Below are 17,315 nucleotides of genomic sequence, written 5' to 3' on the forward strand. Positions count from 1 at the left end.
ATTTCCACCAGCTATTGCCTGATTGGCATCGCTGGTAAGGTGATCGCAGCCAAGAGAGGAGCCTTCTCATGAAAAGCATACTGGGCATCCACCGCAGTCCTCACGCCCATTGGGTGGGTGATGGCTTCCCGGTGCGTAGCCTGTTCACCTACGACGATCTGGCCGGCAAGATCAGCCCGTTTCTGTTGCTGGACTATGCCGGTCCTCATCTGTTCACCCCGACCAGTGCGCGGCGCGGCGTCGGCCAGCATCCACACCGCGGCTTCGAAACCGTGACCATCGTCTACCAGGGCGAGCTGGAGCATCGTGACTCCACGGGTGCTGGTGGCTTGATCGGCCCCGGTGATGTGCAATGGATGACCGCTGCCAACGGCATCATCCATGAGGAGTTCCATTCCCCAGGCTTTGCCCGCAGCGGCGGCATGCTGGAAATGGTGCAGCTGTGGGTCAACCTGCCGGCGCGGGATAAACGAGCAGCCGCTGGCTACCAGACCCTGCTGGCCAAGGATATTCCGGTGGTCGAGTTGGACGGCGAGGGCGGTAGCCTGCGGGTGATCGCGGGGGACTATCGCGGGCATCCGGGGCCGGCGCGCACCTTTACCGCCATGGATGTCTGGGACCTGCGTCTGAATGCCGGTGCCACGCTGCGCCTGCCAGTGGCTGCCGGGCGCAACGCGGCGCTGGTGGTATTGCGCGGCAACGTGCGGATCAACCACGAGCGCGAAGCTGGCCCGGCCAGCCTGGTGTTGCTTGACCGTGCCGGTGAAGATGTTGTCGTGCAAGCGCTGGAAGGCGCCAGCGTGCTGCTGCTCAGCGGTGAGCCGATCGACGAGCCGATCGTCGGTTATGGCCCGTTCGTGATGAACAGCCAGGCGGAGATTGCCGAGTCGTTCGATGATTTCCATGCCGGACGGTTCGGGCAGATGCAGGCCGCGCAGGACCCCGCGGCCACGTGATCGACACTGCAGCGGCGGCAGGGGCCGGTACAGGTCACGCATTTGCTGGCATGATGCAGCCATGGCCAAGCTCAGTTCGTTGCACATGTTGCGCCGGTCGCTGCCCGGCGCCCGCCACGAAACCCTGTGGCTACGCTACCATGCCCCTTACCACTGGCCTTCGATGCTGGCGTTCCTTGCTGCGCGCTGTATTCCCGGCGTAGAAACCTGTGTGGACGGCAGCTACAGGCGTTCGCTGGTGGTTGCCGGCCGGCATGCCGTGGTGCACGTTACGCCTTCCGGCAACCAGCACCTGCTCATCCGCCTCGAAGGCGTTCCGGCGCGGGCGCTGCCTGGTCTGATCGCCAGGCTGAGGCGAGTCTTCGACCTTGATGCCAACCCTGCGTGTATCAACGCCGGGCTTTGCGCCGATCCGCTCATGGCCCGCCTGATCAAGCAACGCCCAGGCTTGCGTCTGCCGCAAGGCTGGGACGCCTGTGAGCAGGCGATGCGCACTGTGCTGGGCCAGCAGATCAGCGTAGCTGGGGCCATGACCCTGGCTGGCCGGCTGGTGCAGCGCCATGGTCAAGCCCTGCGCCTGGCTGTGCCGGGCTTGAGCCACGTGTTCCCGACGCTGACGGTTTTGGCGGCGGCGCAATTCGACAACCTCGGAATGCCGCGGGCTCGTGCCGCAACCCTGGGCACGCTGGCCAATGCCTTGCTGGCCGAGCCCGGCTTGCTGCGGCGCGGGCAGCCCCTCGATACGCTGTTGTGCAAGCTGTGCCGGCTCAAGGGCATCGGCCCATGGACCGCGCACTACCTGGCGCTGCGCCAGGCAGGTGCGGCGGATGCTTTACCGCTGGGCGACGTTGCCTTGGTCAAGGCGTTGCGCAGGCTGGAAGGGGACCAGGCACAACTGGCCGAACGCGCCCTGGCCTGGCGGCCGTGGCGGGCGTATGCGGCCCAGCACCTGTGGGCGTCGCTGGGGCCTGACGAGACCGCTCGTCGCTAACTTTGCCATCGCGTCCGCACACCCGGCCCGCACCGGCAATCTTCCACTAAGGTGCTAGAGGATTCCGGCACCATCATTGCCCCGGCGCATGGACACCTGCCGCGGCATGCGCAATATCAATTGGCACCTCGCCTGACAAAGGTGTACTCACACAACAGGCCATCCCACAGAGAGGGTCGTACCATGTCGTTGATAGGAGTTTCGATGCTGGAGATGCGGCAGATGATCGAGCAGGCCTGCCTGCCCGACCGCTGTGAAGTCAGCTGCACGGACGGCGCCAACCTGACCATCCGCCTGGGTCAGGGTCAGAGTCTCGACGAAGGCGTGACCCTGAGCGGGGTCCCGCTGCAAAGCCTGAACAGTTGCCGCGACCTGGTCAACCTGGTAGGCCAGCTGCACGCGCTGCGTAGCACTCAGCCGGCGCCACTCAAGGCGATTGCCTGAGTAGCCCATCGCGTTCCGGTCAGCCCAGGCTGGCCGGGCGCACATATTCCGGCATCAGGCCATTGAACCAGAACAGGATCATCGCCACCAGGATGGTCACCAGCAGCAACAGGCCTACCCCCCAGACGCAGGTCGCGAACAGCATGGCCTGTTCTTTCTTCAGCCGCAGGAACGTCTGCAAGCCACCATACAGCAGCACGCTGGCATACGCCGAGGCCGCCAGCAGCGCCGCAACGGCCAGCCAGCGGATCGGCAGCAGGCCGACCACGCCGGCGAAGAACCAGGGCGTGGCGCAGTAGGCAGCGAAGCCGATGCACTGGTTGAGGCTGGGCTGGGTATCGAAGCCACGCGACATCCAGCGAATCATCACGCCCATCAGCATGACCCCGCCCACCGTGGTGGCATAGAGCAAGCCTGCCAGTTGCGCGGCACTGCCCATGCTCAGGCGCACCCGCTCCTCGGCGGCAAGGCTCCAGCCGAAGGTGCTGGTGCCGACGAACAGGCACACGGCGGGGATCAACGCCAGGGCCAGCAGGCGCGGCAGGTATTGCTGCGGGTGGTCTTCCTCGGCCCGGCGGATGTCCAGCCAGGCGTCGGCGGGGTGGGTGAAGAGCTTGAGCAACGGACTGTTCATGGCATTCTCCGGCAGGCGTGGGCTCTTTGGTATGGAGGCATGCTGCGCCCGGCAGGTTCAGCCGGGTTGGTCACCGTCGATCGGCTTTACTGCAGTTCCAGCAGCAGGTTCAGGCCGCCATCCCCGCACTTGCCCTGGTCGCGGACCACACCGTGGTAGCTGCGTCCATCCCAGACAAACGCCACGCTGTGGGCGCGCTCCACCTTGTCGGGCAACGGCGGGCAGATGTGCAGGCGCAGGCCCGGGCGACCTTGCAGGTTGAGGGCGGCAATCTGGCACTGGCATTCCATGCTTTGTGCGACCGGGCCGAACAGGGTGTCGCGTACGTAATCGAGCTGCAGGGAAGCACTGGGCGCGCGGCAGGGCATTTTCATGGTCGCGCTGCTCCGTTGCGAAGACGGTTGGCTGAGTACAGGTAGGGCATGGCGGGCTCCAGGCTGAAATGGCATGGCCTTTTCTTTGAAGCTTGCCAGGCCAAGATGTTCAACCTGTTTCATGCGCGTTCATCCTGTTTGCACAGGCCCGCTTCAGCGCCCGGCCTTGCGCAGGGTCAGGTTGATCCGCCGTTCCCCCAGGCGCGGATGTACGCCGGGTTTGACCGGTAGCACACCGTGGAAGCGCAAGCGGTCTTCGCCGCCCCAGACCAGCACATCGCCATGGCTCAGGGCAATGCGCCGGGTCTTGTCGGCGCGCTGCAGCCCGCCGAACAGGAATATTGCCGGCAAACCCAGGGACACAGACACGATCGGTTGGCCGAAGTCCAGTTCGTCGCGGTCCTGGTGCAGGCTCAGGCGGGTGCCGGGCAGGTAATGGTTGACCAGGCAGGCATCCGGCATGAAGTGGTCGAAACCGGCCACGGCCGCCGCCCGGGTGGCCAGGGCCAGCAATACAGGGGGCAGGGCGGGCCAGGGTTTGCCGCTGAGCGGGTCGCAGGGGCTGTAACGGTAGCCCTGCTCATCGCTGACCCAACCCAGCGTGCCGCAGTTGGTCAGCCCTACCGCCATGCGCAGGCCGCCCGGGGTATGCATGTGCCGGAACGGCGCCGCGCGCAGTACCGGGCGCAGGGCGTCGAGCACGGGCTCGATTTCGGCCAGGGCGAAGCCGGGCAGCAGCACGGTATGACTGGCCAGGCGTTGTGCCTGAGTGCCGAACAGGTCGAGGTCGGACTGGATCATATGCTCGGGTATCGGGTTGGATGGCGACCATTGTAAAGCGCCTGGCAGGCTTGGCCTATCTGCGGGTTTTGCAAGTCTTCAACACTGTGCCAGTGCCGTGAGGCCTGCTCGCGACCGGGCGCAAGAAAACCGGACGCTGCAAAAAAGGAACCGCGGCACCAGGGAGAGGAGTACCGCGGTTCAAGGGGGAACGCTGTATTGCTGGCGCACAGTGGCCAGGCTGTCACCGCCTAACTGGCTGACGACGATGCCAACAGATGTTTCTTCGCAACCTCCGACAGTTACCGCACAACGACGTTGACCGTGCGCGTGGTGCCTTGGCTGGTGGTGATCGTCGCCGTCGGTGTCACAGTCGGGATGAGCGTGGTGCTGTTGCGCACCGCCAGGCGCCAGCGCCCGCCCAACGCCACTGTGGCGCTGCCCAGGGTCTGCACCCCGCTGGTGGTGGTCGCCCGCACGGTGACGGTATTGCCGGTGGTTACCGACGAAGTGCCGCTGAGGTCCCAGTTGTAGCGGTTGTTCGAGCGTACCGTGACGGTGGCTTCAGTGACCGTGAAGGTTTCGGCGACGGGCCGTGGCGAGACGTTGACGGTGACGATGGCGGAATTGGACAGCGCCCCCAGCGAGTCCCGTGCCTGGTAGCTGAAAGTCGTGGTGAAGGCCGTGGTCACCGTGGCTGGCGGGGTATAGGTCACCGTGGTTCCGTTGCTGCTGACGCTGCCGCGGCCGGCGGCTGGCTGGGTCACAGCGGCAACGGCCAACGGCAGGTTGCCTTCCGGGTCGGTGTCATTGGCCAGCACGTTGATGGTCAATGGCACGCCGAGGGTGGCGACTGTTTCCGGGTTGGCCGTCGGCGCCCGGTTGGGGGCCACGTTGATGGTGACCGTGGCCGGTAGCGACTTCAGGCCTTTGGCATCTACCGCGCGGTAGCCGAAGCTGGCTACCAGCGGCTGGGTGGCCCCGGCGGGTGGGGTATAGGTGACCGCAGTGGTGCCGTTCATCACTACGCTGCCCAGCCCCGCACCGGGTTGGGTCAGGTCGCTGATGGCCAGCGGTACGTTGCCGTCCGGGTCGCTGTCGTTCTGCAGCAGGTTGAGGGTAATCGGAATGCCGACACTGGTGCTGCCGCTATCGGCCTGTGCCAACGGCGGCTGGTTGGCCGCTTCGACCGGGGCGTTGCCTATCACCACCACCGGCTCGATATCGCTGCCGCCGTGAGCCGACTTGACGGTGATGCTGGCCGGTGGCTGCGGTACGTCGTTGATGGTCAGGCTCTGTAGCGTGCCCGACCTGGACAGCCGGCCATAGCCTTGGGCGATCAGGTCGGGAATGGCCACTTCATCGCTGGAACTGGCCTCGACCAGCAGGCGTTTGCTGGCCCATTCGTAGCGTGCGGTGCTGACCTTGACCACGTCGCTGAGCTTGCTCGACAGCGCCGTCGGCCGGGTACCGGCGGTGCTGTTGCTGGCGGTCACCACCACCACCGGCGGCGGCGCGTCAGGGCCAGGCTGCTGGTGGAAGAACAACCCGTTGTTGTCGGCGGTGAGGGTGAACTGGCACGGCGAAGGCGGGTTGCCGACCAGGGCCAGGCCGTTGCGCATGCACAGGCTGGCTTCCTTGGGGGCCTTGGCGAACACTTCGGTGCGAGTGCCGCTCGCACTGCGCGAATAGGTGGCACGCTGCAGGGATACCGGGGTCTGCGCGCGTGGATCCAGTACCTTGCCAGAGACAGCGAAAAGGTTGGTCTGAAGGGTGCCAGCGGGGCCTTCGATGCGCACGAAGTTGGTATTGAACGGGCTGCCGGTCACCGCTTCGGTGATGTTGGGGTCGCCAACATAGGTTTCGCTGGCGCCCGTATCGGGATTGACCTCGATGTAGGGCCCGCCGACACCCTTCAACCAAGGGCCGATCGCCCCGGCCAGTGCGCCCCGGAAGTTGCCCGGCGCACCAATGCCTATGTCACGGGTGATATTGATCGCCCGCCGGCCGGCGGTGGTGACGTTGACCGTTTCGACGCCGTAAGGGTGGGTGATGGTGTAGGTGCCAGTGCGTGGCACGGAAGCCCGGATACGGATGCGGGCGAAGCTTTGCTGATCGCCGTCCACCGGGTTTCCCGCTGCGAAAGCCGCCTCCAGCCCGGCGACATAGACTTCCAGCTCATAGCCACTGTTGCCCACTGCGGGGATCGAGGTTTCCGCGAGGAACCAGAACATCTCCGGCGGCCAGTTATCCGGGAATACCAGCGGCAGGGTATCGTCATAGATGCCGGGTTCGGGCAACAGGGTGCACATATACGCCGGTGCACCTGCCGCGCCTGGCGCGCGCGTGCTGGTCGCACGTGACTGGCACAGCTCCAGGGACTGGTCAAGGCTGTCCTTGTACCACATCGGGTAGCCACCGGTGGCGAAGGTGTAAGGCCCCGGGTCGACGTCGGACAGCACGGCTGAGGCAGTGCCGGTAACACCAAGAGAGAGACCGGCGGCTAACAGTGCACGGCGCGACCAGGTGTTCATGCTACCTCCTTCAGGGCTCGGCCTTTGTCTGTTCATGGCACCAGCACCACGTCTTCGGTGTCGCTGCCCCCGCTGGCACTGGTGACTGTCACCTTGGCTGGCGGGATGGGTGACAGGCTTGTATTCAGGCTTTTCAAGGCGCCGTCGCCGCTGAGGTCGCCGATCAGCGTGCCGTTGCCGGTGCGCGCGGTGAGCACCGGCGGAGTCGTTTCGTCGCTGCTGCTGGCCACCAGGGTCAGCTGGCCGGTGGACAACCGGTACTGGGCCTGGATGATGGTGACCAGGTCGGCCAGCGGCACGTTGGCGATGGCCGGGCTGCTGCTGGGGATCGCCACGCGGTTGTCGGCATTCAGGGTCAGCACCGCCCCCACGCTTGGGTTGAGTACCGACTGCGCGTACCAGGCGCCGGTGCCGTTGGCCTCGGTGAGGTTGAGCTGAGGGGCCTGGCTGGTCAGGCTGACGCTGGCCGGTGGCGGCGGGGCCATCACGAAAATGTCCTGCTGGGCACGCAGGTCGCCGTTCTCGGTATGCCGCGAGTAGGTGCTGCGCTGCGGCATCAAAGGGGTTGGCAGGGCCACATCGGAGAGCTTGCCCGAGACCGCGAACAGCTCGGTGCGCAGGTCGATGCCGCCCGGGCCCTCGATGCGCACGAAATTGGTCTTGAACGGGCTGCCGGTCACCCGCTCTTCCAGGTTCGGGTCGCCAATGAAGCGCTCGCTGCCTTCGTTGTAGGGCCCATTGACGCTGCGCAGGAAAGGCCCGACATCGCCTTTCAGCGCACCGCTGAAATCGCCCGCGCCAGCAATGCCGATGTCGCGGGTCATGTTGATCGCCCGGCGCCCGCCGGCAGCTACATCGAACACTTCGACACCATAGGGATGGGTAATCACGTAGGTGCCGGCGGTGGGGACGTCGACCCGGATACGCACCCGGGCGAAGCTGACCTGGTCACCGGCGAGCGGCTCTCCCGAGGCAAACGCCGCTTCGACCGCCGTGCCGTAGCCTAGGTTTATGCCGCGGCTGGCATCGACGATGGCGGCGTCGGCGGTGAACCAGAACGCCTCGTCCGGGAAGTTGCCGGGGAAGACGATCGGTTGGGTATCGTCGAACACGCCAGGGGTAGGCAATAACGTGCACATGTACGCAGGGGCGCCAGGGGCCCCCGCAACACGCGAGCTGACCGCCTTGGTCAGGCACAGGTCAAGGGCGCGACCATGGTTGTCCTGATACCAGGCGGGGAAACCACCGTTGGCGGCCACGTAGGCGCCTGGATCGACAGCGTTCAGGGCAGCCTGTGCCGGAACCTGTAACATGCCGATGAAGATCGCCATAGCCAGCGGGCGGGGAAGCGGTCGGTGCATGAGTCATTTCCTCCTGCAAACGGGCCCATGGACTTGGGGCTGGCAGGAGATCGGCAATAGCCATGCCAGGTATCCGAGACTGCTGCTGCACGCCTTGCGTTGCAAGGGCCTTGCCTATATCGCAGGCAATCTACAGGCGTGCCGAGTGGGGGGCGTTACCCCAGGATTGGGGGCAACAGCGGGCCGATCCCCGATCACGCCCGTCGGCGTGCGGAAATAATTAGAAAAATAAATGCCACTTTTTTGCCATCGGCCACCTCTCACCCAGACGAGCTAATCCTTTCGGGTGGGAGGGCATTGCCATGTCGTTGAGTTTCACGCCTGCACAAGCGTTGCGTGCCAACAGCCTGTATCGGATCTCGCCGATGGTGGCGTGGTTGATCGAGGAAATAGGCGCGGCCCTCGCGGTTTCAGCCGACCTCGCCGGGCGACAAGAGATGGTAGATACCCTGTTGCAACGTATCGAGGACGTGTTGGCCGGCAAGCCGCAGGCTTGCACGTTCTTCGCCTACCAGCTTCAGGCCTGGAGCCGGGAATATGACCTGCCGTCTGAACGGGTAGCCGAATTCTACATGGCCGCAAGGGCGCTGAAAGCGCTGGTTGAGCCAATGTCAGGGGCTGCTCCCGATCCGCTGGGATGAGCGTGGCTACAGGTTAACTCGACAGAAAATACCCCTGATTGAATGCTTTGTTTTTCAAGGTAATAGCACGGGGAGTTAAGATTCACATTCAGATCATGCGCGTCGTGCCGACCAGCGGCGGCTTGACGAACGTACACAGTTTTGCTGTATTGAAACCGGTTTCATCGCTACTCCAACAATCATAAGGACCGCCCATGACCGACGCGCCTGCCCATGCCCGCGAACGGGTCACCATCAGCGAAGTAGCGCGTGTCGCTGGCGTTTCAAAGGCCACCGTCTCGCGGTATATCGGTGGCGATCGCCAATTGCTCGCCGAAGCCACTGCCAAACGCCTGGAGCAGGTCATCGAGCGCCTCGGCTACCGTCCCAACCAGATGGCCCGAGGCCTGAAGCGCGGCCAGACGCGGCTGATCGGCATGCTGGTAGCCGATATTCTGAACCCCTATTCGGTAGCGGTGATGCATGGCGTGGAAACCGCCTGCCGTCAGCACGGCTACAGCCTGGTGGTGTGCAACACCAACCGCGACGACGAGCAGGAGCGTCATCACCTGATGGCCCTGCAGTCGTACAACGTCGAAGGTCTGATCGTGAACACCCTCGGCCACCATCCCGGGGAACTGCTCAACCTGCAGCGCGATATGCCTTTGGTACTGGTCGATCGACAATTGCCCGAGCTGCATGTCGACCTGGTAGGCCTGGACAACGCCGACGCGGTCGAACAGGCCCTCGACCACCTGCAGGCGCAAGGCTATCGCGATATCCTCGCGGTCACCGAGCCCCTGGATGGCACCAGCTCGCGGCTGGAGCGGGTCGAGGCATTTGGCGCTTCGATCGGCCGCCGGCCAGGCATGCGCCAGCAAGTGGCGGAAATCACCCCCGGCCTGGACGGCCAGCTGGCCTCGTTCCTCGCGGGCAACGGCCATGGTCCGCAGGCCATCTTCACCTTCAACGGCATTGCCACCCTGGCCGTGACCCGGGCGCTGCACGAGGCCGGGCGCAACCTGTTCGCCGAAGTCGGGCTGATCGCCCTCGACGACCTCGACTGGTACCCCTTGGTCGGTAGCGGCATTACCGCGCTGGCTCAGCCCACCGAACGTATCGGCGTGGCGGCATTCGAGCGCCTGCTCGGTCGATTGCGCGGCGACAGCGGCGCCGCCAGGCGCATCGACTTCAAGGCCAACCTGATCATCCGAGGTTCAACCCAGCCACAGTAACTGCCAGCAAGCGACTGCGGGCGGTTACTGGATAAAAATGAAACCGGTTTCAGAGGGATAACAACAATGCATGCAAACCCCGTTTCCATCAGCCTTTCCAGCTATGGCGCCGAGCTGGTCAAGCAGCACGGCCAAGCGCATTTCCTCAACCTGCTGGCTGCCGCTGGCGTTACCCGCGTAGAGCTGCGCGAAGAGTTGTTCAGCTGTGCGCCAGACACTGCAGCACTGTCGGCAGCCATGGCTGCGTTGCGCCTGGAGTGCCTGTATTCCACACCCCTTGAGCTGTGGACCGAGCAGGGCCTGCCTGACCCGCAGCTTGCACCGAAGCTGGCAACCGCCCATGCTCTCGGCGCTGTGGCGCTGAAGGTTTCCCTGGGGCACTACCGGGACGGCTGCGATATGGCGGCTCTGGCGCGGTTGTTGCCCGGGCCCGGGCCGCTGCTGCTGGTAGAGAATGACCAGACGGTGCAGGGTGGCAGAATCCAGCCACTGCTGGGGTTTCTACAGCGTGCCGAAGACTTGGGGCTGAGCCTGGGCATGACGTTCGACATCGGTAACTGGCAGTGGCAGGGCGAGACTGCCCGCCAGGCCGCACGCCAGCTGGGCCGCTGGGTGCGTTACGTCCATTGCAAGGCCGTACAGCGCCTGGGCGATGGCCGCCTGGCTGCCGTACCGCCCAACGCCGCGGACCTGCAGGAATGGGCTGCACTCATGGCCGCGTTCACGCCTGGCGTGGTGCGCGCCGTCGAATACCCCTTGGTCAGCGACGACCTGCTGGCACTGACTCGCGCCCAGGTGCGCGCGCTGGCGGCGCTGGGTCGCCGTGCGGCAGCGCGCGAGGTGCCGAGCCATGCGTGAACATGACGTGCTGTGTTTCGGCGAGACCATGGCCATGTTCGTCGCCGAACAGGCCGGCGACCTGGCCAATGTCAGCCAGTTTGGCAAGCGCATCGCAGGTGCGGACAGCAATGTGGCCATCGGCCTGGCGCGGCTCGGCTTCAAGGTCCGCTGGCTGAGCAGGGTGGGCGACGATTCGCTTGGCCGTTTCGTGCTGGACAGCCTGCGCCGTGAAGGCCTGGATTGCTCGGGCGTGGAAGTCGATCCCAGTTATCCCACCGGCTTCCAGCTCAAGGGCCGCTGCGACGATGGCAGTGATCCGGCGGTAGAGTACTTCCGTCGTGGCTCGGCGGCCAGCCGACTGTCGCCAGCGCTGCTCCGCCCGGGCTGCCTGCAAGCCCGCCACTTGCACGCCACCGGCATCCCGCTGGCCTTGTCTGACGGTTGTCGGGCGCTGTCCCATGCACTGGTTGATGGCATGCGCGCCGCCGGGCGCAGCATTTCCTTCGACCCCAACCTGCGTCCCTCGCTGTGGCCTGACCAGGGCAGCATGGTGCGCGAGATCAATGCGCTGGCGGCCAAGGCGGACTGGGTGTTGCCAGGCCTGGAGGAGGGCCGCTTGCTCACCGGTCAGCACACCCCGGCGGACATCGCGGCGTTCTACCTCGACCTGGGGGTGGCCCGGGTGGTGATAAAGCTGGGCGAGGCGGGCGCCTACTTCCGTAGCGCCGATGGCGAAGGCCTGGTCGCGCCAGTGCCGGTCAGCCGGGTCGTGGACACCGTCGGCGCCGGCGATGCCTTCGCCGTCGGCGTGCTCAGCGCGCTGCTGGAAGGCCGGCCCTTGGCCGACGCAGTGGCACGCGGCAACTGGTGCGGCAGCCGCGCCGTGCAGTCGCGGGGCGACATGGAGGGGTTGCCGTTGCGCCATGAACTGGAGGTTCACGAACTGCGCAAAAGCGCGTGAACACTTCATACCCGAATCACCTGTTGCAACAAAAACAACAAGCTCAGGAGAAGCACACATGCACAAGCAAAGCCTGGCACCTCGCCGCTGGTGGTACCTCATCCCGATCGTCTTCGTCACCTATAGCCTGGCCTACCTGGACCGCGCCAACTACGGCTTCGCTGCCGCTTCCGGCATGGCCGAAGACCTGCAGATCACGCCCGTGCTGTCCTCGTTGCTGGGGGCACTGTTCTTCCTCGGCTACTTCTTCTTCCAGGTACCTGGCGCCATCTACGCCGAAAAGCGCAGCGTGAAGAAGCTGATCTTCGTCTGCCTGATCCTCTGGGGCGGCCTGGCCACGCTCACCGGCATGGTCAGCAACGTCTACATGCTGGTGGGTATCCGCTTCCTGCTCGGGGTGGTGGAGGCGGCGGTAATGCCGGCGATGCTGGTGTACCTGTGCCACTGGTTCACCCGTGCCGAGCGTTCGCGTGCCAATACCTTCCTGATGCTTGGCAACCCGGTGACCATCCTGTGGATGTCGGTGGTATCGGGATATCTGATCAAGCATTACGACTGGCGCTGGATGTTCATCATCGAAGGTTTGCCGGCGGTGGTCTGGGCGTTGTTCTGGTGGCGCCTGGTGGACGACCGCCCGGCGCAGGTGACGTGGCTGAGCGCGCAGGAGAAAGACGCCCTGCAGCAGGCGCTGGCCGCCGAGCAGCAAGGCATCAAGCCGGTGAAGAACTACCGCGAGGCGTTCCGCTCGCCACAGGTGATCATCCTTGCGCTGCAGTACTTCTGCTGGAGCATCGGCGTGTATGGCTTCGTGCTGTGGCTGCCGTCGATCCTCAAGCAGGCAGCGAAGGTCGATATCGTCGAGGCCGGCTGGCTGGCGTCGGTACCTTACCTGGCGGCGGTACTGGCCATGGTTGGCGTTTCGTGGGCATCCGACCGCCTGCAGAAGCGCAAGCGCTTCGTCTGGCCGCCGCTGCTGATCGCCGCTGTCGCCTTCTATGGCTCGTACGCCCTGGGCAGCCAGCATTTCTGGTTGTCGTACACGTTGCTGGTGGTCGCCGGTGCCTGCATGTATGCACCCTATGGGCCGTTCTTCGCGATCGTGCCCGAGATCCTGCCAGCCAATGTCGCCGGCGGCGCCATGGCGCTGATCAACAGCATGGGGGCGCTGGGGTCGTTCGGCGGTTCGTGGCTGGTCGGCTACCTCAATGGCGCCACCGGTGGGCCCGGTGCCTCTTACCTGTTCATGTGTGGCGCGCTGCTCGCCGCAGTGGCGCTTACCGCCGCACTCAATACGTCGCGGACCTCAGGCCGAGCCAAGCGCGGCGGTTCACGTCTGGCCATGAGCCAATAGGAAACCTGTGATGAAGAAGCGAATCGTCCTGTACAAACGCCTGTCCGACCCGTTGATGGCGCGCCTGCAAGCGCACGTCGAGGTGACCTGGGTGGATATCAACCAGCCCGACGGCCTGGCACGCCTGCGCGACGCCTTGCCGGGGGCACACGGGCTGCTGGGGGCCAGCCTGCGGGTGGACGCCAGCTTGCTCGACCTGGCGCCACAACTGGAGGTGATAGCCAGCGTTTCGGTTGGCGTGGACAACTACGACATCGCCGAGCTCAGCCGGCGCCGGGTGATGCTGACCAACACTCCCGACGTACTGACCGAAACTACCGCCGACACTGGCTTTGCCTTGATCCTGGCAACTGCGAGGCGCGTTGTGGAACTGGCCAACTGGGTCCGCGACGGCCGTTGGCAGGCCAGCCTCGGCCCGGCACATTTCGGTAGCGATGTGCATGGCAAGACGCTGGGAATCGTTGGGATGGGCCGTATCGGCGAAGCCTTGGCCAGACGCGCCGCAGCCGGCTTCGGCATGCGTGTGCTGTATCACAGCCGACGTGCCAGGCCTGAAGTGGAGGCGCGTCATGGTGCACGGCAGTGCAGCCTGGATGAGCTGTTGCAGCAGGCGGATTTCGTTTGCCTGACCGTGCCACTGAGTGCTGCCACCGAAGGTTTGATCGGTGTGCGCGAGCTGGCGTTGATGAAGCCTGAGGCGATCCTGGTGAACATTTCCCGCGGACGTGTGGTGGATGAGGCCGCGCTGGTCGAAGCGCTGCGTGAGCGGCGCATACGCGGCGCCGGGCTGGATGTGTTCGTGCAGGAACCGTTACCGCTGGACTCGCCCTTGCTGCAGCTCGACAACGTGGTGGCGACCCCGCACATCGGCTCGGCGACCGAGGAAACCCGCGATGCCATGGCACGTTGCGCGGTGGATAACCTGCTCAGCGCACTGGCAGGTGAACGGCCGGCGAATCTGGTCAATGAGGCACCCAGGGCTTGAGGTTGCGCCTGCTTCGCGGATAAATCCGCTCCACAAGGTGAACCGCGCCGGCCAAGGTTGACGCGGTACCTGTAGGAGCGGCTTCAGCCGCGATCACCGGCAAAGCCGGTGCTGCAGGCATCACCCGACAAGCCGGCTTACCGGCAGTTGCCCGCCTTGCGATAGCCCGCCGCTTGCGCCTCACCCTCGGTGGCGAAGGTGACCTGGTTTTTCGGGCTGACCTGAGCATACCCCGGGCAGCCGCTGGCCAGGTGATAAACGTGGCTGTTGCGGTTGCCAAGCACCGCCCCCACCGACCCGCCGCCGGCCAGGCTCGGCCTGGCTTCGGCCTTGGCGGGCTTCGCCGTTACCGCTTGCACCACGCCGCTACCTTGCGGTTTGTAGTCGGCGGTCCATTTGCGCTCGCCGGTCACGAACGGGTTGGCGTGGCCCATGATCGCCGCAATGCGGCGATCACGTTCTTTCTCCCAGGCCGATACCGGGTACTGCCGGTCCCAGGCCATCAGCACCTGCTGCTGCTGGCGCGACATGTTCAGCTTGTAGCGGTCGTACATGTAGAACGTGGTGCGCGCCACCAGGCCCTTCACTGTATCCCGCGGTTCGGCGGCACGCTGCACGAAGTCGACTTTGGTGCTGCACTGCCCGTACTGCCCGGCATTGCCATTCACCATGGCGTAGTTGAAGTTGCTGCGGTCGCCGTTGACCTCGCCCACCGCCGGGTAGAGGTTGAACAGGTCGGCTTCCATGGCGCGGAACACCGGGTCATCGTCGACGCAGTGTTCGCGGCCGCCGTTCTTCCAGCACTGGCGCTGGCTGCCGAAGGTGTAGGCGGGCACGATGTGCTCCCACTCGGTGCGCTCGGCGCGGTTTTGCTGCTTGCGCGTCTGGTAGCCGCACGAGGCGGCATCGATACGCCCGCCGGACTTGCCTACCCAAGTCCATTTGCAACCGCAGTACAGGTCGCCCATGGCACTACTGGCCTGGTCCAGATACACCTTCTGCTTGGCCACCACTTTGGCTTCGGTGAAGGTAGCCGGGGGGCTTGCCAGGGCTGGAAGGGTGAAGGAAAACAGTAAGGTTGCGGCGTAAAGCAGTGATTTCATGAGAAAAAACATATTTCGGGGAGAGGCCGGCATTGTAATGGTTTCGCCGAGGCTGGCCAGCCTGCTGAATCAAGGCCCGGCCTTGACCCGCCGGCAACCCCACCGGCTTGACCCCCAAAAGGGTTCGCCTCAGCGCTCCAGATAATGGGTTTGCGCGGCAAAGTCGATGAACCGCTTGCTGGCCAGCGACAGGTATTCCCCCGACCGCCAGCACAGGCGGAAGCTCATCAGCTGCGCCGGCCGGAACGGCACGCCGACAATGCCTGGTGTGCGCTGTTGCACCGAGCGCAGCAGGGTGGCCACGCCCATGTTGTCCAGTGCGGCCTGCACCACCAGCGAGACGAAGTTGCTCTGCAGCGCTACCTGGTAAGTGATGCCGTGTTCGGCGAAGAACGCGTCCAGCAGGTGGCGCTGTACGAAGGTGCGGTCGAACACCACCATGTCGGTATTGCGCAGGTCCTCGGCGGTGAGGAAGGCCTTGTCGGCATACGGATGGTCGGGGTGCATGCACGCCAGCATCTCGTCGCTGCCCAGCAGGATCGATTCCTTGTCTGGCGGGACACGCCTGGACTCCAGTAGCGCCAGGTCGATTTCCCGCTGCTCCAGGCGCTGGCCAATGTCCTCGGCGCTGCCTTCGAATACGGTCATGGCGATGCCCGGGTAAAGCCGGCGGAAGGCGTTCATCAACCCGGGCACATAGTGCAGGCCGAACATGGGTGGAATACCCAGGCGGACTTCGCCGCGCTTGAGGTCGGCCATGTCGCGCAGTTCCTGCCGGGCCACGTCCATTTCGCGCAGGGCCGAGGCAATCCGCGGCAGGAACCGCTCGCCCTCGGCGGTGAGAATGACTTTGCGTGTGGTGCGGTTGAACAGGGTCACGCCCAGTTCTTCCTCCAGGCGGGTAACGGCCATGCTCAGCGCCGGCTGGGCGATGTGCAGGTGTTGCGCGGCTTTGGTGAAGCTGCCTTGGCGAACGATTTCGACGCAGCAACGCAATGCCTTGAGATTCATGGTCGGGGACTACTCATCAGAGAGGTGCATTCATAACGAACTGTGATGTCAGGCATCATAACAATATATTTATTATTATTAACCGGAGGGCCTACGATGCGCGCCACTGAGACATCCTGCAACATCTCAGTCACGCAGCTTGATAACGCTGCAATCCCACGAAGATTTTGAGGTAGTACCCTAAATGGCCAAGGCCGCCGATGTCGTTGTGCAATGCCTGGAAAACGAAGGTGTCGAGTATGTGTTCGGCATCCCCGGTGAGGAAAACCTCGACCTGCTGGAATCCCTGCGCAAGTCGAAGATCAAACTGGTACTGACCCGTCACGAGCAGTCCGCAGGTTTCATGGCTGCCACCTACGGTCGTCTGACCGGCAAGACCGGCGTCAGCCTGTCCACCCTTGGCCCCGGCGCGACCAACCTGGTTACCGCCAGCGCCTACGCCTACCTGGGTGGCATGCCGATGATGATGATCACCGGCCAGAAGCCGATCAAGAAGTCCAAGCAAGGCCGTTTCCAGATCATCGACGTGTGCGGCATGATGGACCCCATCACCAAGTACACCCACCAGTTCGCCTCGGCCGACAACATCCCGGCGCGCATGCGCGAAGCCTTCCGCCTGGCTGAAGAAGAAAAGCCCGGTGCCGTGCACCTGGAACTGCCGGAAGACATCGCCGCCGAGCAGACCGACGCCCTGCCGATCCCGCCAAGCCTGCACCGCCGCCCGCTGGCCGAGCACGTGGCCATCGAGGCTGCCGTGCAGAAGCTGCAGAACGCGCGCAACCCGATCCTGGTGATCGGTGCCGGCGCCAACCGCAAGATGACCGCCAAGGTCCTCAAGCAGCTGATCGACAAGACCGGTATTCCGTTCATCACCACGCAGATGGGTAAAGGTGTAGTCGACGAGCGCCACCCGCGCTTCCTCGGCAACGCTGCGCTGTCCTCGGGCGACTTCGTCCACCGTGCGATCGAAGCCGCCGACCTGATCGTCAACATCGGCCACGACGTGATCGAGAAGCCGCCGTTCTTCATGGTCCGTGGCGGCACCGAGGTCATCCACATCAACTTCCGCTCCGCAGAAGTGGATGCCGTGTACTTCCCGCAGGTGGAAGTGATCGGCGATATCGCCAACGCCGTC

Annotated in this window: 17 protein-coding genes; 10 read left to right on the top strand and 7 right to left on the bottom strand. The window is 64.6% G+C overall.

Going from position 1 to position 17,315, the window contains the following annotated elements; all coding sequences use genetic code 11:
• The first annotated feature begins 68 nt into the window (after positions 1–68).
• The 3 genes from QSV36_RS23725 to QSV36_RS23735 all read left to right on the top strand — a co-directional run bounded on the left by QSV36_RS23725 (position 69) and on the right by QSV36_RS23735 (position 2,391).
• A complete protein-coding gene (locus QSV36_RS23725; protein ID WP_289135114.1) occupies positions 69–956 on the top strand; it encodes a pirin family protein in 888 nt (295 codons plus the stop codon).
• Positions 957–1,017: 61 nt separating this feature from the next.
• On the top strand, positions 1,018–1,947 hold the full coding sequence (locus QSV36_RS23730; RefSeq protein ID WP_289135117.1) for a DNA-3-methyladenine glycosylase family protein: 930 nt from the start codon (positions 1,018–1,020) through the stop codon (positions 1,945–1,947).
• Between the two features lie 183 nt (positions 1,948–2,130).
• Positions 2,131–2,391: a DUF1652 domain-containing protein gene (locus QSV36_RS23735; protein WP_289135119.1), complete on the top strand. Its 261-nt coding sequence runs from the start codon at positions 2,131–2,133 to the stop codon at positions 2,389–2,391.
• A gap of 19 nt (positions 2,392–2,410) precedes the next feature.
• Here the strand turns inward: QSV36_RS23735 and QSV36_RS23740 are convergent, their stop codons facing one another.
• The 5 genes from QSV36_RS23740 to QSV36_RS23760 form a co-directional block, all read right to left on the bottom strand.
• Positions 2,411–3,025: a Yip1 family protein gene (locus QSV36_RS23740; RefSeq protein WP_289135122.1), complete on the bottom strand. Its 615-nt coding sequence runs from the start codon at positions 3,023–3,025 to the stop codon at positions 2,411–2,413.
• A gap of 86 nt (positions 3,026–3,111) precedes the next feature.
• Positions 3,112–3,399 carry a hypothetical protein gene (locus QSV36_RS23745; RefSeq protein WP_225777660.1) on the bottom strand — a complete coding sequence of 96 codons (288 nt, stop codon included), beginning with the start codon at positions 3,397–3,399 and terminating at the stop codon, positions 3,112–3,114.
• A gap of 153 nt (positions 3,400–3,552) precedes the next feature.
• Positions 3,553–4,200 (bottom strand): DNA oxidative demethylase AlkB, encoded by a 648-nt coding sequence (alkB, locus tag QSV36_RS23750; RefSeq protein WP_289135127.1) that lies wholly within the window; start codon positions 4,198–4,200, stop codon positions 3,553–3,555.
• Positions 4,201–4,481: 281 nt separating this feature from the next.
• Positions 4,482–6,713 carry an Ig-like domain-containing protein gene (locus QSV36_RS23755; RefSeq protein WP_289135130.1) on the bottom strand — a complete coding sequence of 744 codons (2,232 nt, stop codon included), beginning with the start codon at positions 6,711–6,713 and terminating at the stop codon, positions 4,482–4,484.
• A 32-nt stretch (positions 6,714–6,745) separates the two neighbouring features.
• The gene (locus QSV36_RS23760; RefSeq protein WP_289135132.1) at positions 6,746–8,074 is read right to left on the bottom strand and encodes a hypothetical protein; all 1,329 of its coding nucleotides are present in this window, start codon (positions 8,072–8,074) and stop codon (positions 6,746–6,748) included.
• Between the two features lie 302 nt (positions 8,075–8,376).
• Here QSV36_RS23760 and QSV36_RS23765 point away from each other — a divergent pair, with 302 nt between their 5' ends.
• From QSV36_RS23765 to QSV36_RS23790, 6 genes are all read left to right on the top strand, one after another.
• A complete protein-coding gene (locus tag QSV36_RS23765) occupies positions 8,377–8,715 on the top strand; it encodes a hypothetical protein (RefSeq protein WP_289135134.1) in 339 nt (112 codons plus the stop codon).
• Positions 8,716–8,909: 194 nt separating this feature from the next.
• Positions 8,910–9,929 (top strand): LacI family DNA-binding transcriptional regulator, encoded by a 1,020-nt coding sequence (locus QSV36_RS23770; RefSeq protein WP_225777665.1) that lies wholly within the window; start codon positions 8,910–8,912, stop codon positions 9,927–9,929.
• Positions 9,930–9,995: 66 nt separating this feature from the next.
• Positions 9,996–10,787 (top strand): IolE/MocC family protein, encoded by a 792-nt coding sequence (locus QSV36_RS23775; RefSeq protein ID WP_289135136.1) that lies wholly within the window; start codon positions 9,996–9,998, stop codon positions 10,785–10,787.
• Complete coding sequence (locus QSV36_RS23780) at positions 10,780–11,730, top strand: sugar kinase (protein ID WP_289135138.1); 951 nt, start codon at positions 10,780–10,782, stop codon at positions 11,728–11,730. The genes QSV36_RS23775 and QSV36_RS23780 overlap by 8 nt, the downstream gene beginning before the upstream one ends.
• 58 nt (positions 11,731–11,788) lie before the next feature.
• Positions 11,789–13,081 carry an MFS transporter gene (locus QSV36_RS23785; RefSeq protein ID WP_289135141.1) on the top strand — a complete coding sequence of 431 codons (1,293 nt, stop codon included), beginning with the start codon at positions 11,789–11,791 and terminating at the stop codon, positions 13,079–13,081.
• A gap of 10 nt (positions 13,082–13,091) precedes the next feature.
• Positions 13,092–14,066: a 2-hydroxyacid dehydrogenase gene (locus QSV36_RS23790; RefSeq protein ID WP_289135144.1), complete on the top strand. Its 975-nt coding sequence runs from the start codon at positions 13,092–13,094 to the stop codon at positions 14,064–14,066.
• Between the two features lie 137 nt (positions 14,067–14,203).
• On the opposite strand, the gene QSV36_RS23795 is transcribed toward QSV36_RS23790, so the two are convergent.
• Together QSV36_RS23795 and QSV36_RS23800 are read right to left on the bottom strand one after the other, a co-directional pair.
• Positions 14,204–15,169: an endonuclease gene (locus QSV36_RS23795; protein ID WP_289135147.1), complete on the bottom strand. Its 966-nt coding sequence runs from the start codon at positions 15,167–15,169 to the stop codon at positions 14,204–14,206.
• A gap of 129 nt (positions 15,170–15,298) precedes the next feature.
• Complete coding sequence (locus tag QSV36_RS23800) at positions 15,299–16,180, bottom strand: LysR family transcriptional regulator (protein WP_186685860.1); 882 nt, start codon at positions 16,178–16,180, stop codon at positions 15,299–15,301.
• A 184-nt stretch (positions 16,181–16,364) separates the two neighbouring features.
• Here QSV36_RS23800 and QSV36_RS23805 point away from each other — a divergent pair.
• The coding region (locus QSV36_RS23805; RefSeq protein ID WP_289135152.1) for an acetolactate synthase large subunit at positions 16,365–17,315 on the top strand (951 nt) is incomplete at its 3' end.

It is taken from the genome of Pseudomonas sp. BCRC 81390 (assembly GCF_030341915.1).
Taxonomy (GTDB): Bacteria; Pseudomonadota; Gammaproteobacteria; order Pseudomonadales; family Pseudomonadaceae; genus Aquipseudomonas.